Source organism: Gelidibacter gilvus (assembly GCF_004115975.1).
Classification (GTDB): Bacteria; Bacteroidota; Bacteroidia; order Flavobacteriales; family Flavobacteriaceae; genus Gelidibacter; species Gelidibacter gilvus.
In genome coordinates this window covers 53,045-72,546 of the sequence record NZ_SDDZ01000017.1, presented here as the reverse complement: position 1 = coordinate 72,546, position 19,502 = coordinate 53,045, and the positions used below count along the sequence as shown (strand labels likewise).

16 protein-coding genes and 1 tRNA gene are annotated in these 19,502 nt (G+C 38.1%); 8 read left to right on the top strand and 9 right to left on the bottom strand.

The features are described 5' to 3' along the window. Nucleotides 1–47 precede the first annotated feature (47 nt). From ESZ48_RS17725 to ESZ48_RS17700, 6 genes are all read right to left on the bottom strand, one after another. Nucleotides 48–120, bottom strand: a tRNA-Met gene (locus tag ESZ48_RS17725). Nucleotides 121–287: 167 nt separating this feature from the next. Further along, nucleotides 288–1,193 carry a leucine-rich repeat domain-containing protein gene (locus tag ESZ48_RS17720; protein ID WP_129018841.1) on the bottom strand — a complete coding sequence of 302 codons (906 nt, stop codon included), beginning with the start codon at nucleotides 1,191–1,193 and terminating at the stop codon, nucleotides 288–290. Nucleotides 1,194–1,403: 210 nt separating this feature from the next. Continuing rightward, the gene (locus ESZ48_RS17715) at nucleotides 1,404–1,934 is read right to left on the bottom strand and encodes a DUF4136 domain-containing protein (protein ID WP_129018840.1); all 531 of its coding nucleotides are present in this window, start codon (nucleotides 1,932–1,934) and stop codon (nucleotides 1,404–1,406) included. A 108-nt stretch (nucleotides 1,935–2,042) separates the two neighbouring features. Further along, nucleotides 2,043–2,768, bottom strand: coding sequence for an SDR family oxidoreductase (locus ESZ48_RS17710; protein ID WP_129018839.1), 726 nt, complete (start codon nucleotides 2,766–2,768; stop codon nucleotides 2,043–2,045). Nucleotides 2,769–3,042: 274 nt separating this feature from the next. Next, a complete protein-coding gene (obgE, locus tag ESZ48_RS17705) occupies nucleotides 3,043–4,041 on the bottom strand; it encodes a GTPase ObgE (protein WP_129018838.1) in 999 nt (332 codons plus the stop codon). Between the two features lie 132 nt (nucleotides 4,042–4,173). Then, nucleotides 4,174–5,283 carry an adenylate kinase gene (locus tag ESZ48_RS17700; RefSeq protein ID WP_129018850.1) on the bottom strand — a complete coding sequence of 370 codons (1,110 nt, stop codon included), beginning with the start codon at nucleotides 5,281–5,283 and terminating at the stop codon, nucleotides 4,174–4,176. A 155-nt stretch (nucleotides 5,284–5,438) separates the two neighbouring features. On the opposite strand from ESZ48_RS17700, the gene ESZ48_RS17695 reads away from it, so the two are divergent. The 5 genes from ESZ48_RS17695 to ESZ48_RS17675 all read left to right on the top strand — a co-directional run bounded on the left by ESZ48_RS17695 (nucleotide 5,439) and on the right by ESZ48_RS17675 (nucleotide 10,378). Beyond that, on the top strand, nucleotides 5,439–6,593 hold the full coding sequence (locus ESZ48_RS17695) for a 5-(carboxyamino)imidazole ribonucleotide synthase (protein WP_129018837.1): 1,155 nt from the start codon (nucleotides 5,439–5,441) through the stop codon (nucleotides 6,591–6,593). Nucleotides 6,594–6,661: 68 nt separating this feature from the next. Then, nucleotides 6,662–7,144: a 5-(carboxyamino)imidazole ribonucleotide mutase gene (gene purE, locus ESZ48_RS17690; protein WP_129018836.1), complete on the top strand. Its 483-nt coding sequence runs from the start codon at nucleotides 6,662–6,664 to the stop codon at nucleotides 7,142–7,144. 199 nt (nucleotides 7,145–7,343) lie between these two features. After that, on the top strand, nucleotides 7,344–9,377 hold the full coding sequence (locus ESZ48_RS17685; protein ID WP_129018835.1) for a M3 family metallopeptidase: 2,034 nt from the start codon (nucleotides 7,344–7,346) through the stop codon (nucleotides 9,375–9,377). 186 nt (nucleotides 9,378–9,563) lie between these two features. Continuing rightward, nucleotides 9,564–10,121, top strand: a complete 558-nt coding sequence (locus ESZ48_RS17680) for a sigma-70 family RNA polymerase sigma factor (protein WP_129018834.1) — start codon at nucleotides 9,564–9,566, stop codon at nucleotides 10,119–10,121. 2 nt (nucleotides 10,122–10,123) lie between these two features. After that, nucleotides 10,124–10,378: a hypothetical protein gene (locus ESZ48_RS17675; protein ID WP_129018833.1), complete on the top strand. Its 255-nt coding sequence runs from the start codon at nucleotides 10,124–10,126 to the stop codon at nucleotides 10,376–10,378. Here ESZ48_RS17675 and ESZ48_RS17670 read toward each other — a convergent pair. After that, nucleotides 10,361–11,191: a UbiA prenyltransferase family protein gene (locus ESZ48_RS17670; RefSeq protein ID WP_129018832.1), complete on the bottom strand. Its 831-nt coding sequence runs from the start codon at nucleotides 11,189–11,191 to the stop codon at nucleotides 10,361–10,363. The genes ESZ48_RS17675 and ESZ48_RS17670 overlap by 18 nt on opposite strands. A gap of 185 nt (nucleotides 11,192–11,376) precedes the next feature. Here ESZ48_RS17670 and gcvP point away from each other — a divergent pair, with 185 nt between their 5' ends. The 3 genes from gcvP (at nucleotide 11,377) to ESZ48_RS17655 (ending at nucleotide 16,659) form a co-directional block, all read left to right on the top strand. Then, nucleotides 11,377–14,226 (top strand): aminomethyl-transferring glycine dehydrogenase, encoded by a 2,850-nt coding sequence (gcvP, locus tag ESZ48_RS17665; RefSeq protein WP_223266498.1) that lies wholly within the window; start codon nucleotides 11,377–11,379, stop codon nucleotides 14,224–14,226. 188 nt (nucleotides 14,227–14,414) lie between these two features. Then, nucleotides 14,415–15,473 carry a 3-oxoacyl-ACP synthase III family protein gene (locus ESZ48_RS17660; RefSeq protein ID WP_129018830.1) on the top strand — a complete coding sequence of 353 codons (1,059 nt, stop codon included), beginning with the start codon at nucleotides 14,415–14,417 and terminating at the stop codon, nucleotides 15,471–15,473. A 1-nt stretch (nucleotide 15,474) separates the two neighbouring features. After that, nucleotides 15,475–16,659: a glycosyltransferase family 4 protein gene (locus ESZ48_RS17655; RefSeq protein ID WP_129018829.1), complete on the top strand. Its 1,185-nt coding sequence runs from the start codon at nucleotides 15,475–15,477 to the stop codon at nucleotides 16,657–16,659. A gap of 265 nt (nucleotides 16,660–16,924) precedes the next feature. Here the strand turns inward: ESZ48_RS17655 and ESZ48_RS17650 are convergent, their stop codons facing one another. Beyond that, entirely contained in the window at nucleotides 16,925–17,728 is an 804-nt protein-coding gene (locus tag ESZ48_RS17650; RefSeq protein WP_129018828.1) for a DNA/RNA non-specific endonuclease, read from the bottom strand. 4 nt (nucleotides 17,729–17,732) lie between these two features. Continuing rightward, nucleotides 17,733–19,400: an alkaline phosphatase PafA gene (pafA, locus tag ESZ48_RS17645; protein WP_129018827.1), complete on the bottom strand. Its 1,668-nt coding sequence runs from the start codon at nucleotides 19,398–19,400 to the stop codon at nucleotides 17,733–17,735. Between the last annotated feature and the right edge of the window lie 102 nt (nucleotides 19,401–19,502).

The following is a 19,502-nucleotide window of genomic DNA, read 5'->3' as shown; positions in this document are numbered from 1 at the left end:
TGATTTAGAATAAAAAAAGCCCCTGAAAATTTCAAGGGCTTACTTTGTAGCGGGAACAGGACTCGAACCTGTGACCTTTGGGTTATGAGCCCAACGAGCTACCTACTGCTCTATCCCGCGATATAAATTAAAATGATTCTCTTAGCTTTTAACTCTCGGTTCATAATACCGACTGCCTCATTTTAGGACTGCAAATATAATAGCTTTTTTCTGATTATAAAAACTTTATTTCATAAAAAACTCCCAACAAATCAATGTTGGGAGTCGATACTATTGTGACTTTAATGCTAATCCTCTGTATCTAAAGTAGCAAGCACGCCACCAGGCTTCGTATTTTGATAATCAAACTCGATTAAATTTGGAAACTTTTTTCCTAATTGTGCCAATTCGCCTTTAAAACTATTGTTTCCTATAAGAAGAATCTTAAGCTTGCTCAACTTTACCATTTGAGTAGGTAAATCTCCATAAAAAGCATTGTTAGACAACACCAATTCTTCCAGACTTGCTAATTCTCCAATCGAATCAGGAATTGTCCCCAATAATTGGTTATCAAAGACACTTAGTGATTTCAACTTTTTAAGTTGTGACAAGTTGGAAGGCAGTTTTCCTGTTAAGGTATTACTACTGATGACAAGTATTTGCAAATTTGTAAGATTTTCTACGGATTGTGGAATGGAACCACTTAGGTTATTATTGTATAATTCTAAGATTTTCAGTTTTGACAAATTGCCAATCGTTGTTGGAATCTGACCTGACAATTCGTTCATGAATAATTGTAATGATTCCAAAGAGGCCAATGTGGTCAGCTCAGCAGGAATAGCACCTTGTAGCTTATTGAACGCTAAGTTGATCTCTTTCAAGGCTTGTAACTTACCTATACTCGTTGGGATAGTCCCCGAAATCGCATTTCTAAATAGGCTTAAATGTTCAAGGTGAACCAAATTTCCAATTTCATTTGGCAAAGTGCCATCTAAATTATTGAAATCTAAATCAAGTGAAACCACTTTGTTATCCACAACCTTTACACCATGCCATGTATCCACAGGACTATTGAGATCCCAAGGCTTAAGCCATGAGTCGCCTTTGGTGGCATTAGAAAGTGAAATAAGTGCGTTTTTTTCCTGAATAGATATTTGACCAAAAGAAAGGATGGTCATTAAAAAAAACAATTGTGTAAGTCTGAGAGTTTTCATGAAATTATATTTGGTTGGGACATCTACATGACGAATGTATAATAATATCGATGAATAACCAATTATTTTCGATGAACTGCATCTTTCTTGAAAACACAAAACATTAACATACTGACAAACAGACGATTGTATGAATAAAGTTTTTTAAGAGTTTGGCAAGAAAACAATCCCAATCAAAACGATGAAATCTAAAGTTTCACTCCGTAATTTTTACTTCTTAGGCGCAGGTGGATAGCCAGATAACACCTTTTCAACAATGGCTTTAAACTGAGATTCTTTGACTTCTGGTTTGGCGTTTGGTTGATATGCACTTTCGCTAATGGCTTGCCAAAACAGTCCGGATTTGTTTTCATCAACAAATTCAAATACTATCTCTCTGTTCGCCTTTGCTTGTCCAACGGGAATACCTATGGAAATCCCTCCGCCAACATTACCACCGCCACCACCAACACCTACGCCCATATTACTGCGTTGTGGTTCCTGATAGGTACTGCTTTTAACATTAATAAGAAAGTCAGGAGAATCTGACTGGCTCATCCCTTTTGCCTGCAAACTCGCGTCTAAAGCATCCAAAAGTCTTCTAGAATCCAATTCGCTCATCCCCATATTCATATCACTATAATAATTATAGGTTTTGTAAGTATTGAAGTCTGTGGCTTTTTCATAATCGTAATTGACGCGCACAGCGGCACAGGAGATAACAATAAGGGAAAGCCCAAATAGGAGGAGTAATTTTTTCATAGTTTTTTATTTTAAAGGTAATAAAAAAAATGCCTCTTCAACATATCTCAATATCAAAAGACATGAAATAGCAAGAGGCATTTTACATGAATATTTAATAAACCAGCACTATTTACTTGGTGGCATGGTTGGCCTTACCTCAATTTTACTCGGTAAGGTGCGCTCATTCATTTTTAAAAGATCAACAACCAACTCACCAATATCCTCACTTTGGATTTTCCAAGCGTCGCTAGGGTCTGGCTCATTTCCATTAAAATGTGTTGAAACCGATCCTGGCATAATAGTACTCACCTTAATATTATGTTGTCTCAAATCTAACATCACCGATTGCGTAAATCCGGTAACTCCAAATTTGCTGGCATTATAAGCTGAACCGCCGGCAAAAAAGTTGGTTCCTGCTAAACTGGAGATACTAATAAAATACCCTTTGGATTTTTTTAGCGCCTCAACACTCGATTTAATTGTGTAGAACACACCTGAAAGGTTCGTGTCAATAGTTTCCTGCCATTGCTCTGGTGTCAGATCTTCAATGGAAGCGAAATGTCCCAATCCTGCATTTGCCACTACAATATCAAGCTGTCCAAATTCTGACAACACTTGCTTTACCGCATTTTGTTGGCTATCATATTTTCTGACATCGGCCTCGACACCTATTGCTTTTGCTGATGTTTTTGAATTCTTTGTGAGTTCTGCTGCTGCTTTCTTTGCACTGGCCTCATCGCGACTTGTTATGGCCACATTCACACCTTCATTCAACAAACTCAATGCTACGCCGTAGCCAATTCCTTTACTCCCACCCGTAATTAAGGCGACTTTATCTTTTAAATTTTTCATTTTATATGGTTTTATCCAAAGTTACGAAAGGAAAAATTCAAGACTAAATTAGAATTACTAAAATTGTATTAAATGTTTTTAGTACAAAATCCTATTCAAGGTATTGTCAATGGGAAAAAAAGAAAGGAATTAATAGGAAGAATTTGAAGAGACGGATTTCCGTCATGTGAATAAGATGACTTAGAAGCACATCTAAAATCTCACATTCACAGGAAATATTCAAAATTCACTTTAAAAAGATCAAGAAGAAAATGAAGGCAATGTAACTATATCGTTAAGCATTCAACATCTTCCAAAGTCTGTCCTTCAATTCAGTGATTCCCTTTTGGGCCACAGAGGAGATGAACATATAATCTATTGGCAAGGTTTTGTCGAGTTCAATTTTAAGTTCTGCTTCAAGTTCAGCATCAAGAAGATCACTTTTTGAAATGGCGATCAGACGCTCTTTATCCAACATTTCCGGATTGTAACGACGTAATTCATCCAACAGAATCTCATATTGTTTTAGGATATCGTCGGCATCTGCAGGAACTAAGAATAACAGAATTGAATTGCGCTCAATATGTCTTAAAAAGTAATGTCCAAGTCCTTTCCCTTCGGCAGCTCCTTCAATAATTCCAGGAATATCTGCCATAACAAAGGTTTGAAAATCACGATATTCTACAATCCCTAAGTTGGGCTTAAGTGTCGTAAATTCATAATCGGCAATCTTTGGTTTTGCTGAAGTAACTACCGACAATAAGGTCGATTTTCCAGCGTTCGGGAAGCCAACCAGACCAACATCAGCAAGGATTTTAAGCTCTAAAAGAATGTCACGCTCTTGTAATGGAATACCGGGTTGAGAATAGCGCGGCGTTTGGTTTGTAGAGGTTCTAAAATGCCAGTTTCCGAGCCCACCTTTTCCACCTTCTGCGATAATTCTCTCTTCGCCATGTTCGGTAATTTCAAAAATCACGTCATTGGTCTCAGCATCTCTTACAACAGTTCCCAAGGGCACATCAACATAAATATCTTCACCATCAGCGCCAGTACTTCTCGATCCACTCCCGTGTCCGCCATGTTCGGCTCTAATGTGTTTTTTAAACTTTAAATGATATAAAGTCCATTGGTTTTCATTGCCTCTTATAATCACATGACCACCACGACCACCATCACCACCATCAGGGCCTCCTTTGGTGATAAATTTTTCACGATGCAAATGCATAGAACCTTTCCCTCCGTTTCCGGATTGGACGTTCATTTTAATATAGTCAACAAAATTTCCTTCGGTCATAATCACTTCCCATGAAAATGGGAGTCTTTTTAATTAAAATCTAATCTATAGAAGTGCCAGATAAGAATAAGTCCTAGAATTCAACATAAGTCAAACGCCTAAAGTCCTGGAACACTTTACTCAGAATTCTTTTTACAATGAATCGATCACTTTATTCAATCGCTCCGTAATTTCTGAGATACTTCCAACCCCATCTACACCACAATATTTATCCTGAGCTGAATAATACTCCTTTAAAATAGCTGTTTTTTTGTAATATTCATTGATACGGTTTCTGATAATTTGCTCATCCGCATCGTCTGGTCGTCCACTGGTTTTTCCACGGCCTAACAAACGTTGCACCAAAACCTCATCATCCACTTCAAGAGCAATCATGGCATTAATTTGCGAGTCTTTGGCTTCCATCAATTCATCCAAAGCTTTTGCTTGAGCATTGGTTCTTGGAAAACCATCGAAAATAAAGCCATTGGCATCGGCATTTTTCTCAACTTCTGTATTTAACATATCAATAGTGACCTGATCTGGAACCAATTCGCCTTTATCCATAAAAGATTTGGCGAGCATTCCCAAAGCCGTTTCGTTTTTGATATTATATCGAAACACATCACCGGTAGAAATATGTACTAGATTATAGGTCTCCTTTAAAAAATCGGCTTGTGTTCCCTTCCCTGCGCCTGGAGGCCCAAATAGCACAAAATTTGTCATATGTTGAGTCGTTTTTAATTGATATACTTCAGGTAAATCCCTCCCTAATCCGTCGTAATCCAATCCGTATCCGACAATGAATTTCTTAGGAACATCAATACCAATATAATGTAGTTTAAAATCTTTTTTGTAAGCTTCTGACTTATGAAACAGTGTTGCAATCTTCAACTCCTTGACTTTTTCATTCTTGAAAATACGATGGATTTCTTCCAAAGTATTGCCAGTATCGATAATGTCTTCAAGAATCACAACAGTTCTGCCGGTCAAATCCTGCGTCAATCCGATAAGACGTTCAATATCTTCAGTTGATTTGACACCTTCATAAGACGCTAATTTTATGAATGTAACCTCACATGGTCTTGGATATTTTTTAACAAAATCACTCACAAACATGAATGAGCCGTTTAAAACGCCAACAAATACAGGAATATCGTCTTTTATATCATTCGCTACCTCGTCCACCATTCTTTGGACAACAGTATCGATTTCCTTTTCAGATATAAAGGGTTTAAAATATAAATCGTGAAGCTTGATCAATGTCATTGGATTTTAAAAGATGCAAATATACACTTTTGATTTAAAAATTACTCCCGAAATTTCAGGATTTCATTCACAACTTTCAGAGTTTAAGCGTATTTTTGCGGTATTAACGACATAAATTTAACTGATTTTCCCCTGTAAGAACCTTAAACATGAATTATTTTTCGTCAAACTTTAAACTCGGTATACTTGGTGGAGGCCAATTGGGCAAAATGCTGCTTACAGAAACACGCAAATTCGATATTTACACCTGTGTCCTTGACCCCAGTGATGAAGCGCCGTCTAAAATTGCCTGCAATGAATTTACCCAAGGTGATTTAATGGATTATGATACGGTGGTCAATTTTGGAAAAAATGTAGATGTGCTCACCATTGAAATCGAAAATGTTAATGCCAATGCTCTAGAAACTTTAGAAAAACAAGGCGTTAAAGTATTTCCGTCGTCAAAAACTTTAAAAATCATTCAAAATAAGGCCACTCAAAAGTTGTTTTATGTGGACAACAACATTCCAACGGCCACTTTCACACGTTTTGCCTACCTCTCGCAAATTGAAGATGCTATTGACAATGGCGGACTTCATTTACCTTTTGTTTGGAAAGCCGCACAGTTTGGATATGATGGTAACGGGGTGAAAATAGTGCGAAGTAAAGCCGACTTAAAAGACCTTCAAGACGGTGAGTGTATTGCAGAAACCTTGATTCCATTTAAAAATGAACTTGCGGTTATTGTTAGTAGGAATGTAAAAGGAGAAGTAAAAACCTATCCGGTTGTAGAGATGGAATTTCATCCAGAAGCCAATCAAGTAGAGTATGTCATTTGTCCCGCAAGAATTGGCACTAAAATCGCCCATAAAGCACAAGACATCGCTTTAAAAGTTTCAAAATCCTTTAATCATGTTGGTTTGTTAGCGGTAGAAATGTTTCAAACTCAAGATGACGAGATTCTTGTAAATGAAGTTGCCCCCAGACCACACAACTCCGGACATCATACTATTGAATCCAGCTACACCTCTCAATTTGAGCAACATTTAAGAGCCATCCTAGATTTACCTTTAGGAAGAACAGATAATAAAGTTGCAGCCGTGATGGTCAATTTGGTGGGTGCCGAAGGCCATTCTGGCGATGTGATTTATGAAAACATTGAAGCTATCATGGCTATGGATGGTGTGACACCTCATATCTATGGTAAAAAACAGACCAGACCATTCCGAAAGATGGGCCATGTAACGATTGTCAATGAAGATTTGAATGAAGCGCGACAAGTTGCGGAGGATGCGAAGAATTTAATAAAAGTTATTAGCCAGTAAATACTTTACAAATCAATAATCTTTCTTCCTCTTAACCGAGAACATAAATATTTATAGTTTATAAAATTATGAGCAAAATAGGAATCATCATGGGAAGCAAAAGCGACCTTCCAGTCATGCAAGACGCTATTGACATTTTAAAACAGTTTAATATTGAAGTTGAAGTTGATATTGTATCAGCCCACAGGACTCCAGAAAAATTATTTGATTATGGAAAAAACGCCCATACACGCGGATTTTCAGTAATCATTGCAGGTGCTGGAGGCGCTGCGCATCTTCCAGGAATGATTGCTTCGTTATCGCCACTACCGGTAATAGGTGTTCCTGTAAAAAGCACCAATTCTATTGATGGTTGGGATTCCATTCTTTCCATTCTTCAAATGCCTGGCGGTGTTCCAGTTGCTACAGTAGCCTTAAATGGCGCAAAAAATGCCGGCATTCTGGCAGCTCAAATTATAGGAAGTTCGGACGCTCAGGTTCAGAAAACAATAATTGCCTACAAGGAAGACTTAAAAGCTCAAGTTATTGCTTCTTCTCAAGACTTAAAATAGAAAACCCCCGACAAGTGCCAGGGATCTCATGCTATTAATCAACTATAAAAGGGTCTTTATCTAAACTTATTTACAATTGCTAAACAAAGGTAAATATATAACGGATAAATCTATGATAAAAATAAGTTAATTATCAGAATCACAATAATTTAGCAGGATAAATCGCACAACACATTTTAAAAATCGAATCTTTCATTCTATGAATATCTTAGACACTCATTTCAACACTCCTTACAATACGGCACCTTTTTCAAAAATAAAGGACACTGATTATCTGCCCGCTTTCAAGGCTGCAATTGACAGCGCGAAATTGGAAATTGATGCTATAACAAATACGGATGAGGAACCGTCCTTTGAAAATACAATTGAAGCATTAGAATTTACTGGTCAACAATTAGATCGGATTTCGAATATTTTTTTTAATCTCAATTCTGCAGAAACCAGCGACATCATTCAAAAAATTGCCCAAGAAGTCTCTCCTTTGATCACTGAATTCGGCAATGATATAACTCTGAACGAGGCGTTGTTCAAAAAGGTCAAAGCTGTTTACGATCGGAAGGACACTTTAGAACTGACTACGGAGCAGCACACGCTTTTGGACAAAAAATATAAGAGTTTTGCACGGAATGGCGCCAATCTTTCCGATGATAAAAAGCAAGAACTTAGAGCCATTGACAAACAATTGAGCCAGCTAAAACTGACCTTTGGCGAAAACGTTTTGGCAGAAACCAATAACTTTGAGATGTTGGTCAGCAATGAAGACGAACTTTCCGGATTGCCAGAAGGCGTTTTGGAAGCTGCTAAGCAATTGGCAGAAAGCAAAGACAAAGAAGGCTGGTTATTTACTTTGGATTACCCAAGCTATATCCCTTTCATGACTTATGCAGACAATAGAGCGCTCAGAAAAAAGTTAGCCATTGCCGCAGGAAAGAAAGCATTTAAAGGTGATGCCTTGGACAACCAAAATAATGTGTTGCAGATTGCAAAATTACGCTTTGAACGCGCCCAGCTTTTAGGTTATAAAACCCATGCGCATTTTGTACTTGAGGAACGAATGGCCAAAACACCACAAAAAGTCGAAGATTTTTTAGAAGAACTTTTAGTCAAAGCAAAACCAGCGGCACTGCGGGAATTTAAAGAACTTCAGGAGTTTGCTCATACTTTGGATGGCATTGACCAATTGGAAAAATGGGATTCGGCATATTACGCGGAAAAGTTAAAACAAGAACGTTTTGATTTGGATGATGAAAAGCTAAAACCGTATTTTAAGCTTGAAAATGTTATTGATGGGTCTTTTAAGGTCGCGCAAAAATTATTCGGATTGGCCTTTGAAGAAATCACGACCATCGATAAATATCACAAAGACGTTTTAACCTATAAAGTAACCGACGCCAACGGCGAATTGGTTGCCATTTTTTACGCCGACTTTTTTCCAAGAGCAGGAAAACGCAACGGTGCTTGGATGACTAGCTACAAACCTCAATTCGTAAAAGGTGATAAACATGAACGTCCACACATTTCCATCGTCTGTAATTTCACAAAACCGACCAAAACCAAACCGTCATTATTGACTTTTAATGAAGTCACAACCTTATTCCATGAATTTGGTCATGCTCTTCACGGCATGTTGGCAAACACGACTTATCCAAGTTTATCGGGCACCAGTGTGTTCTGGGACTTCGTGGAATTGCCAAGTCAAATATTTGAGAATTGGTGTTATGAAAAAGAGGCTTTGGAACTGTTTGCCACCCATTACCAAACCGGTGAATTGATCCCAATGGATTTGGTTCAAAAAATAAAGGATTCTGCTGCTTTTCATGAAGGGATGCAAACCTTGCGTCAATTGAGTTTTGGACTTTTGGACATGAGCTGGCACGGGATTGATCCAACATCAATAACCGATGTAAAAGCGCATGAATTAAAAGCTTTTGAAGGCAGTCAATTATTTCCAGATGTGAAAGAAAACTGCATGAGCACCTCATTTTCCCATATTTTTCAAGGCGGCTATTCGTCGGGATATTACAGTTATAAATGGGCTGAAGTTCTGGATGCCGATGCTTTTGAATTCTTTAAGGAAAAAGGCATTTTCAACAAAGAAGTTGCCACAAAATTCATGGAGCATGTCCTTTCACAAGGTGGCATTGAAGACCCCATGGTACTGTACAAGCGCTTTAGAGGAAAAGAACCTCAACCTGATGCGCTATTGAAACGTGCGGGACTTCTAGAAAGATAATCGATTTCAATTATAATCATCAAAACACCATTCAAAAACTATCGCAGGATTTAATGGTGTTTTTTTATTGGTACCGAATCATTAGCGAATCAATCTCAAAAATTAAAACATCGAAAACGCTTTAGTTAATTTGATCAAATAATAGGAATTATTTACTTAATTTTGATGTAAATTGCTATAAAACAGATGTCAAATCATCACATCAACCCCAGTAGGTGGATTGAACTTTATTCGGATTATCTCTTTAATTACACGATCAGCAGGGTCAATGACCGCGAAATTGCTAAAGACATCATCCAGGATACTTTTTTTGCCGGCTTAAAGTCCATGAAAAATTTCAAAGGCGAAGCGAGCGAACGGACTTGGCTTATTTCTATCTTAAAGAGAAAAATCATCGATTATTATCGGAAAATAAATTCCAGGAAAGGTCAGGCTGAAGTCCGAATGACGTATAATACTGATGAAAATGAAGGCGATTGGCTGGAAGAGCGCGTGGAAGATGAAGGCTATTTAAATGCTCAGGAAACTCTTGAAAACACCGAGCTTGGCAATGCCATTTACGATTGCATGGACAAACTCTCTGAACGACAAGCCACCGTATTCAAAATGAAAACAATTTTAAATTATGAAACTGAAGCTATTTGTAATGAACTAAACATCACTGCGTCTAACTTATGGGTCATTATTCATCGTGCACGTACAGCTTTGGCGGAATGCATGGAGAAACACTGGTTTAAATCATAGCAATGTTAAAATTATTTTTAATTTCAAAAGAAGAGGCATTTCATATTTGTGACAAATCACAATATCAGGAATCGACTCTAGGGGAAAAGTTCAAACTGAGATTTAGATATCTTTGGTGCAGCACCACAAGAGTCTATGTCAACCGTAACTGTAAATTGACAAAAACCTTGAAATCTTCCAACTTGGAATGCTTGGAGCACAACGAACGTAAACTTATGGAAGACCGTTTAAACGAGCAGTTAAAAAACCAAATGTAAGATCAGCCAAAGTATCGGCACGCTTTCTACCCAAAAAGAACTGTAATAATCGCTCCTTTTTTTAGTGGCGAACACTATAAAAAGCAGGGTTATCAAGGCAATAGCCAAGGTTAACGCAATCAGTTTTAGGCTCAATTCGTCTTTTAAAAATTCTAAAACAAAAAAGACGATGCCCACCAAAACTCCCATCACCTTCGTGTTCTTGACCCCTATTTTTTGAGGAACCGTAGCCAACTTCAAACTGTCATATTTTAAATCTCTTATTTCAAACGGCAACATTAACAGCATAACCAACAAAAAACGTTGAATGGTCATGATCCAAGCATCCGTAGTAATTACGTCATTTTCATCAAATATGGGAAGCAAAACCGTAACTCCAGCCCAAACCAGAGCAATCACATACACTTTCAAACCACCTATGTTCCTTAGGTTATTTTGTCGGTTCATAAAATATCGTTTCGGCAAAAAAGGAATGGCATACAAAAATGTAACCACTCCAAAAACCCCGATATAGATAATGGTTTTTGGCTTTAATTGGAATAAAAACCAGAGCATCAAAAGAAAACAAATCAATGAAAATATCTGAATAACTTTCAACCATCTTGCCAACCGCCGATGATGAAACTTTACCATTCCAAAATACTTCACAAAATTATAACCTGTAATTGTAGAGAAGAAGACAAATAAAAACAAGGGCCAATCTATTGGTAAATTGAGTTCCAACAGCGTCACATAAGTCATGGAAAACACAGCCAATGCTACGTGAATGCTACTATTGATATAAAAATCAAACAAAGGCTTTAACCTCTTCATCTTACAAAAATAAGCATTGTGTTAATAAGACGTTCAATTGGTTAAAAACTTTAGTTTTCCTTAACGAAAAATGGCCAATATTTCCGTAAATTCGCGGTTGCAAAAAACGCCTAATTCCAAAGAGTTTAGCGTTTAATAAATTGACTTTCATGCACAGTCGGGAATCTAACACAACACCTATATTAATGAATACAAACAGTTTTGCTCTTCGCCATATTGGTCCAGACGAAAATGACCAAAATCTAATGCTCAAAGCCATTGGAGCCGATAGTATGGATCAATTGATCTATGAAACAGTTCCAGATAATATCCGATTAAAAAAAGGATTGAACCTTGATGCACCAATGTCTGAGTATGAATACAACAATCATATTCATGAACTTTCAAAAAAGAATAAAATTTTTAAATCCTATATTGGTTTAGGCTATCACCCTACCATCGTTCCTGCGGTTATTCAGCGGAACGTTCTGGAAAATCCGGGTTGGTATACCGCCTATACACCTTATCAAGCTGAAATTGCACAAGGGAGATTGGAAGCGCTTTTAAATTTCCAAACCATGGTGACCGACTTGACCGGGATGGAAATTGCCAATGCTTCTTTACTTGACGAAAGTACGGCCGCCGCAGAAGCTATGAGCTTGTTGTTTGCTGTTCGTGAGCGTGATCAAAAGAAAGATGACGTCAATAAGTTTTTTGTTTCTGATGCGATTTTACCTCAAACCTTGTCTTTATTGCAAACCAGGTCTGCACCTATTGGCATTGAATTGGTAGTTGGAAATGAAGCTGAATTTGATTTTTCATCAGAGTTTTTCGGTGCTATCTTACAGTATCCAGGAAAAGACGGGTTGGTAAGCGATATCAAATCGTTCATTGAAAAAGCAAATGCGAATCAGATAAAAGTAGCAGTTGCTGCGGATATTTTAAGTTTGGTGAAATTGGAAGCTCCAGGTAAATTTGGCGCCGACGTAGTTGTTGGAACCACCCAGCGCTTCGGAATCCCAATGGGATATGGAGGTCCACATGCCGCCTATTTTGCAACCAAGGATGAATACAAACGCGATTTGCCAGGACGTATTATTGGGGTGACCAAGGATATGAATGGGAATAGAGCCTTGCGTATGGCATTACAGACCCGTGAGCAACACATTAAACGCGATAGAGCGACGTCTAATATTTGTACCGCACAAGTATTATTGGCTGTTATGGCAGCCATGTACGCTGTTTATCACGGTCCTAAAGGTCTAAACTTTATTGCCTCTAGAGTTCATAACACGGCTTCAAGCGTCGCAAAAGCATTGAGTCAATTGGGCTACACCCAAAAGAACACATCATTCTTTGATACGATAAACATTGAAGCGAATGGTGATAAAATCAAAAAAATAGCGGAACGTCACGAAGTGAATTTCAACTATCCAAATGCAGATACCGTAACGATTTCCATCAATGAAACGACCTCTTTAAAGGATGCCAACGAAATCATCGCGATTTTCGCTGAAAATATTCAAAAAGATACGGTGGTCCTAACAAAAATTGAGGATGCCAATAATATTGACAAGAACTTACAGCGTCAGTCGGAGTTTATGACCATGGAGGTGTTCAATAAGCACCATTCTGAAACAGAGTTGATGCGCTATATCAAAATGTTGGAGCGTAAAGATTTATCACTAAATCATTCCATGATCCCATTGGGTTCTTGTACAATGAAACTTAATGCTGCCGCAGAAATGCTGCCATTGAGTTGGCCAAATTGGGGCACGATCCATCCGTTCTGCCCAGTTGAACAAGCAGAAGGCTATCACATCGTTTTAAAAGCTTTGGAAGACCAACTGACTGAAATCACAGGTTTTGCTGGCACATCTTTACAACCAAATTCTGGTGCGCAAGGTGAGTTTGCAGGTTTAATGGTAATCAAAGCATATCACGAATCCCGCAATGAAGGCCATCGTAACATTTGTTTGATACCATCTTCTGCACATGGTACGAATCCTGCAAGTGCAGTGATGGCAGGAATGAAAGTGGTTGTGACCAAATCTACAGAAGAAGGCAATATTGACGTTGACGATTTACGCGAAAAAGCGCTTAAGCATAAAGATAATTTATCCTGCTTGATGGTGACTTATCCATCAACCCACGGCGTTTATGAATCTGCCATTAAGGAAATCACTCAAATTATTCATGATAATGGCGGTCAGGTCTATATGGATGGCGCCAACATGAATGCACAAGTTGGATTGACCAATCCAGGAAACATTGGCGCAGACGTTTGTCATCTCAATTTGCACAAAACCTTTGCCATTCCCCATGGAGGTGGTGGTCCGGGTGTTGGTCCTATTTGTGTTGCAGAGCAGTTGGTACCTTTTTTACCAGGAAATCCAATCATCAAAACTGGTGGAGAAAAAGCCATCACGGCTATTTCTGGAGCGCCTTTTGGTTCTTCATTGGTGTGCTTGATCTCTTATGGATATATCAAGATGTTAGGTGCTGAAGGATTGACCAAAGCGACCCAAACAGCCATTTTAAATGCCAACTATATCAAACAGCGTTTGCAAGGACAGTTTGATACTTTATATTCTGGAGAACGCGGACGCGCAGCCCACGAAATGATTGTGGATTGCCGACCTTTCAAAGACAATGGCATTGAAGTTAGCGACATTGCCAAACGCTTGATGGACTATGGATTCCACGCACCAACCGTATCCTTCCCAGTTGCAGGAACGTTGATGATTGAACCAACCGAAAGTGAAAGCAAGGACGAAATGGATCGTTTTTGTGATGCCATGATTTCTATCAGAAAAGAAATTGACAATGCCTCAAAAGATGATCCAAATAATGTGCTTAAAAACGCTCCACATACGTTAGCAATGCTTACTTCAGATCAGTGGGATTTCCCATACTCAAGAGAAGCGGCGGCATATCCATTGGATTATATCAGAGACAATAAGTTTTGGCCGTCCGTAAGACGTGTAGACGATGCTTATGGCGACAGGAACCTCATTTGTACCTGTGCACCTATTGAAGAATACATGGATGCTTAATTTTTAAGTCATTTAAATCAGTACCTAAAGCGTTCATTTAAAAATTATTTGAGCGCTTTTTTATTGATTTTTATTTGCACTTGCCATATTTTTGATAATTTGGCAAAAATTCCTAATAAAGGATACATTTAACGACAAACAAAACGAATATTAAGTACATTAGTCAATTGAATAAAACTTCAAATAAAATGGCAATAAAGATTACAGGCACTGGTAGCTACATACCAACTAGCATTGAGAAAAATGAAAGTTTCGGGCAACACCATTTTCTAAATGCCGATGGCTCCAGTTTGCCACATCCCAATTCGGTAATCATTGAAAAATTCAAAGCGATTACTGGTATTGATGAACGCCGTTATGCCTTTGACCATTTAACCTCTTCGGACCTTGCTTTTTTCGCAGCTGAAAAGGCTATTGCTGATGCCAAGATTGATCCTGAAGAATTAGATTATATCATCATGGCCCATAACTTTGGCGACGTCAAACACAATACCATCCAAACCGATGTTTTACCCTGTTTAGCATCACGTGTGAAACACAGTTTACGAATTAAAAGCTCGAAATGCGTCGCCTATGATATCCTCTTTGGCTGTCCAGGATGGATTGAAGGCGTCATACAGGCCAATGCTTTTATAAAGGCAGGGATTGCCAAAAAATGTTTGGTTATTGGATCTGAAACACTTTCCAGAGTGGTGGACAAGCACGATCGTGACTCCATGATTTATAGTGATGGTGCTGGTGCAACAATCGTCCAGGAGACAGATGAAGAAGGTGGTATTTTAGCCCACGAAACTGGAAGTTTCACTTATGATGAAGCCTATTATTTGTATTTTGGAAGTTCAAATAATAAGGATTTGTGTGCTGATACGCGTTACCTTAAAATGGACGGCCGAAAAATCTATGAATTTGCATTAAATAATGTGCCTTTGGCAATGAAGACCTGTTTGGATAAAAGCGGCAGGGACATTAAAGAGGTTAAAAAAATATTCATACATCAGGCCAACGAAAAAATGGATGAAGCTATATTAAAGCGTTTCTACAAACTTTATAACACTGAAATCCCTGAGGGAATTATGCCGATGAGCATTCAGGAATTGGGAAACAGTTCTGTAGCCACCATTCCTACCTTATTTGATTTGGTCAGAAATAACAAATTAGAAAACCATTCCCTCTCCAAAGGCGACATCATTATGTTTGCCAGCGTGGGCGGTGGAATGCATATCAATGCGATAGTTTATCAGTATTAAAATGAACATTGGCGTTGTTGTAGACAATGAGTTTGATCATGACCATCGTGTTCAAAAGGAAATCCGTTTACTTCAAGATGAAGGCCATACCATTTTTGTACTCTGTTTTGATTTCAAAAATACTTATAAAACCTATCCTGATTTAACAGTAAATAGAGTCCGGATCCATAGGAAACTTAGAGATTTATTTGTGTTATTAAGTACGAATTTCAAGTTTTATGAACGGCTATGGAAAAATAACATCACCCAATTCATCACAAATAATAATTTAGATGCGCTTCATGTCCATGATTTATATTTAGCCAAAGCTGCTAAGAAAGGCATTCAAAAATCAACGCGAAATATCCCTCTCACCTTAGATTTGCACGAAAACTATCCTGCAGCCATAAACTCATATGAATGGGCCGTTAAAGGCTGGCGAAAATATGTGGTTCAACCACAAAAATGGTATAAAAAAGAGGGCGAGTATTTAAATTATGCTGACCGTGTTATCGTATTGAGCACTTCTTTTAAGCAAAATCTGCTTGAGAGATTTGCATTTCTAAAGTCGGAATCCATTTATGTGCATCCCAATATGCCCGATTTTGAAAGTTTTCAGACCTTTGAAAAAAATGACTATGACGTTGAATTTGATTCTAAACTACCCACCCTATTTTATTTTGGCGTCGTCGCCAAACGTCGGGGAATTATGGACATTTTGCCATGGATGATTGAACTTTTAGAAGAAGGAAATCAATTCCACACCCTCATTATCGGTCCGACAGATAAAGCAGATAAAACCCTATTTCAGAGTTATATTGACCACCCAATTTTAAAAGACCATCTCACCTATATTCCTTGGGCAGATGTAAAATACCTTCCCGCCTATCTTAAAAAAATAACCATTGGCTTGGCACCATTTCAAGTCAATGCCCAACACGATTCTGGCGTTGCCAATAAGTTATTTCAGTATATGTATGGCGAAATTCCAATTTTGGCCACAAAATGTAAAGCACAACAAGAACTTATTGAAAGCGCAGAATGTGGGTTACTCTATGAAACAAAAGAAGAGTTTAAAACCGAATTAAAACGATTGATTGCCAACCCAAACTTACGACAGAAATTAGGTGAAAACGGCAAGAAAAAATTGCTAGAGCTTTATGAAAATCGAGCGGATCGAGAGTTTTTGGAGATTTATCGGGAGTGAGATTTTAAATAAGAATCAAGACCGCTGCGCTTTTAGAATCAAGACTTTGGACGGCATGAAAGACTAAGTGTCGTTCGATTGAATCTAAATTATTAAAAAAAAGAATCAAGACCGCTGCGCTTTTATAATCAAGCCTGCCCGTCCGTAAATTTTTTGAAGGCGGGAATCAAGACTTGGGATGGCATTGGAGATGAAATCTTTTTATATCCTGGAGTCTAGAATCTAGGTTCTTGGATCTTGAATCTTGAATCTTGAACCTATTTCATCAATTTAAACCCCAGTTCCTATAACTGTCCATAGCTTCCAATTTATCTTCGAGTTCATCTTCAAGTTCTGGGAAAAAATCAATTCCAGTAAGTACTTCGACCGAATCCACAGACACCACAAAATTATATAAAGGTTCTTTCGAATCTTTATTCGGCATCACAAAAGCGATCATCTTTTGATTATCGGGATCATAAATAATCTTATAAAACAGTTCTGGAACTGCAACTTTTTCGTTTCCTATCGTTTTCAGATTGCCTTTGAGGACACCACCGGTCACCACAAAAACACCATCATATTTCTTTGCCCAATAACGAACTTGTTGTTCTAATGTATTCCAAATCCCAGCGTTGAAATCGCGGTCTTGCGGACTGATATTACTGGTCAGAAAAGTTTCATCATAGGCTTCCTTATCGTAGGTTCTATCTCCCGCGGGAATCAAATGCCCGCGATCATATCCCGAGTTCTTATAATTCCGCCAACTTGCGGCACCAGTTTTGACAGCGTGATCAATTTCAAAATAAGGCCGCTTGAAGTTGGATCTTCCAAGATGTGACTTATTTAGTTCATACGCCACCCATTCGGCCTGTTCATGAGGCTCACTATATGAAAGTGAGTAGCCTTGATGATGTATCACTTGTCCGGTTGTACTTATAGGCAAAAAGAAGGCTCTCGTATCAGATTTGATACGAGAGCCTTCCTTTATATAACCGGAAGATTCTTCTTCCTTTAAAAAATACTCATAGCCATAAACTCCTAAAACAAGCAGGATGGCAATTAGACTATATAGATTTCTTTTACTCAATGGACTACTCTAAAACAAATTCTAAAGGTTGACCGGTGGCAGCATTTGGGAAGCTAATCCCCAAAATTGCAGACATGGTTGGAGCAATATCGGTGATATGCGTTTTTTTCAAAGTCTGACCGTGTTTTATCCCGTTTCCGAAAAGCAAAAGGGGCACGTGTGTATCATAGTTGAATGAAGACCCATGAGAGGACCCCGTTAAACTATAAGATAGAAAGGCAGGGTCAAAAACATAAATAACATCTCCTGATCGTCTTTGGTTGTATCCGTTTTGGATCAATCCTTCAATTCCTGTAGTAAAGGAGGTTTGCGTCATTGACACTCCCGTATATGCCTTATCGATATGTTCGTAGGTGATGATTTCATTGATGATGGCTTGCTGAACGTCTTCAAGCTTTAGACCCATTTCATATAATTTCGTCCTATTTAAGAAAATCTGATTATTACTGATGTTTTCTACAAGGTCATCGGCTTTATATGCTGTATTTAAAAAGGCACGGACTTTTTCCCTGAATGTTTTGTTGTCAACATAACCTGCAGGAATCTTTAAACTTTTCAAGTAAGATGGCACTTCAACAGCCGCATGATCTGCCGTTAAGAAAACCGTGTAATTTCCTTTTCCAACCTTAGCATCCAAGCCCTTGAACAATCGCTCCAGGTCTTTATCAAGACGCAAATAAGTATCTTGGACTTCTTTAGAACTTACCCCAAAATTATGTCCTACATAATCTGGACTTGAGTAACTTATCGCCAAAACATCTGTAAATTCATCTTTCCCCAAGCCTTCACCGTCAATAGCAGCCAATGCAAAGTCAGTTGTCAAATTATTACCATAAGGCGTTGCTTTAAGAATTTCAAATCCGCCGTTCTTGTCTTTCAATGCCATCAAGTCGTAAGGAAAGGTTGCGGTCTCCTTACCTTTAAATCCGCCTTCAAACGTGTTGTCATCAGGAGCACTTTCGGTATAGGTTGATATATCATATAAGGTATTCCATTCTTTAAAATAGGAGTTTGCTTGATTGGAATTATTGAAATCTTGAACCCATTTTGGTAATTCAGTCATATAAAATGTACTTGAAATCCAGCGTCCTTCATCTGCGCCATGGAACCAATAGGCTGCATTTGCGGTATGGCCGGCAGGAAGAATTGCGCCTCTATCTTTAAGTGCGATTCCAATGGTCTTTCCTCGCATTTGCGTAAATAATCGATTTTCATCAGCAAAAGTTGTCGTTTTCATTCGGTGTGGCGACATCTTACCAGCGGCATGTGTTGTACCAATAGATTGTACACTAGCATCACCAGCGCAGTATACAGATGATTTGATTTCTTTATCGTACCAATCATTGCCTATAATGCCATGATATTTTGGAGGAGTTCCGGTATACACAGAAGCATGACCTGGACCTGTATAGGTGGGCACATAGTCAAAATGATGATTTTTACAATTGAATCCTTCATTCATCATACGTTTAAAACCACCATCGCCATATTTATCGTAAAAACGGGTCAAATAATCATAACGCATTTGGTCTACAACAATGCCAACAATTAATTTTGGTTGCGTTTGAATAGTATTATCTTTGTTGGTCTTGTTTTTGGAATTCGCTTGTTGTGCTTGAAAGGTGGATACAAAAAACATCGCGAGAAGAATACTGGTAATTAAATTTTTCATAATAATAAAGTTGGATATAAATATCAAAAATACAGCTTTTTAAAGAATGAAAAATTTAAAATGAGGTTAAATAAGTCACAGTTTTCTTTACTTTAGCAGTAA

Excerpts from the sequence above, each read along its gene's own strand:
- ESZ48_RS17660 (WP_129018830.1), top strand. The coding sequence starts at position 14,415 with ATGGCAATAAAGATTACAGGCACTGGTAGCTACATACCAACTAGCATT.
- ESZ48_RS17720 (WP_129018841.1), bottom strand. The coding sequence starts at position 1,193 with ATGAAAACTCTCAGACTTACACAATTGTTTTTTTTAATGACCATCCTT.
- ESZ48_RS17710 (WP_129018839.1), bottom strand. The coding sequence starts at position 2,768 with ATGAAAAATTTAAAAGATAAAGTCGCCTTAATTACGGGTGGGAGTAAA.
- ESZ48_RS17675 (WP_129018833.1), top strand. The coding sequence starts at position 10,124 with ATGTTAAAATTATTTTTAATTTCAAAAGAAGAGGCATTTCATATTTGT.
- gcvP (WP_223266498.1), top strand. The coding sequence starts at position 11,377 with ATGAATACAAACAGTTTTGCTCTTCGCCATATTGGTCCAGACGAAAAT.
- ESZ48_RS17695 (WP_129018837.1), top strand. The coding sequence starts at position 5,439 with ATGAATTATTTTTCGTCAAACTTTAAACTCGGTATACTTGGTGGAGGC.
- ESZ48_RS17670 (WP_129018832.1), bottom strand. The coding sequence starts at position 11,191 with ATGAAGAGGTTAAAGCCTTTGTTTGATTTTTATATCAATAGTAGCATT.
- ESZ48_RS17715 (WP_129018840.1), bottom strand. The coding sequence starts at position 1,934 with ATGAAAAAATTACTCCTCCTATTTGGGCTTTCCCTTATTGTTATCTCC.
- purE (WP_129018836.1), top strand. The coding sequence starts at position 6,662 with ATGAGCAAAATAGGAATCATCATGGGAAGCAAAAGCGACCTTCCAGTC.
- pafA (WP_129018827.1), bottom strand. The coding sequence starts at position 19,400 with ATGAAAAATTTAATTACCAGTATTCTTCTCGCGATGTTTTTTGTATCC.
- ESZ48_RS17680 (WP_129018834.1), top strand. The coding sequence starts at position 9,564 with ATGTCAAATCATCACATCAACCCCAGTAGGTGGATTGAACTTTATTCG.
- ESZ48_RS17685 (WP_129018835.1), top strand. The coding sequence starts at position 7,344 with ATGAATATCTTAGACACTCATTTCAACACTCCTTACAATACGGCACCT.
- ESZ48_RS17655 (WP_129018829.1), top strand. The coding sequence starts at position 15,475 with ATGAACATTGGCGTTGTTGTAGACAATGAGTTTGATCATGACCATCGT.
- obgE (WP_129018838.1), bottom strand. The coding sequence starts at position 4,041 with ATGACCGAAGGAAATTTTGTTGACTATATTAAAATGAACGTCCAATCC.